This is a genomic window from Acinetobacter endophylla, from assembly GCF_053543775.1.
Map to the genome: position 1 here is coordinate 36928 of NZ_JBLVOM010000243.1, position 760 is coordinate 37687.

The window sequence follows — 760 nt, forward strand, 5'->3', positions numbered from 1 at the left end:
ATAAAATCAGATACAAATACGCTACTCAGATCTAAATCTGATTGTTCTATAAATAAAACACATTGTTATCGAAATGCACCTGTCTTGGGTGTTTAAAGCACGTAATATGACTTTATCGATTTTCAAATAATCAAAATATACAGAGGTGGGTTCATGGCATTTTTAGATCAAATCAAACAACGTCGTAGCATTTATTCAATTGGAAAAAATGTAGATCTGGATCAAGCAGAAATTGAGAAAATCATTAAAGATGCGGTGAAGCACAGTCCGTCATCTTTTAACTCGCAAACCTCGCGTGTGGTGATTTTATTTGGTCAATCACATGATACCTTCTGGCATATTGTACGTGAAACTTTACGTGACCTTGTTTCAGCAGATGTATTTGAATCAACCAATAGCAAGATCAATGCTTTTGCAGCAGGTTATGGAACCGCTCTGTTTTATGAAGATCAGAATGTGGTGAAGTCGATGCAAGAGCAGTTTGCACTCTATGCAGATAACTTCCCAGTCTGGTCTGAGCATTCTTCCGCTATTGCACAGTTTGCAACCTGGACCGCTTTGGCAGAAAAAAATATCGGTGCTTCATTGCAGCACTACAATCCAATTATTGATGAAGAAGTTGCACAAACTTTCGAGATTCCATCTCACTGGAAACTTCGCGCTCAACTGGTATTTGGTTCGATTGAAGCTCCTGCAGGTGAAAAAACCTTTATGGATGATGCAGAACGCTTTAAGACCTTTGCGTAAACGATTTTAGGTT

The 760-nt window shown here is 38.4% G+C and carries 1 protein-coding gene; it reads left to right on the top strand.

Annotation, left to right across the window (positions count from 1 at the left end):
• Nucleotides 1-153: 153 nt before the first annotated feature.
• On the top strand, nt 154-747 hold the full coding sequence (locus ACNPNW_RS11440; RefSeq protein WP_448766980.1) for a nitroreductase family protein: 594 nt from the start codon (nt 154-156) through the stop codon (nt 745-747).
• The last annotated feature ends 13 nt before the right edge of the window (nt 748-760 follow it).

What these genes read in the sequence shown, in the direction of transcription:
- ACNPNW_RS11440 (WP_448766980.1), top strand. Translation starts at nt 154, where the DNA reads ATGGCATTTTTAGATCAAATCAAACAACGTCGTAGCATTTATTCAATT.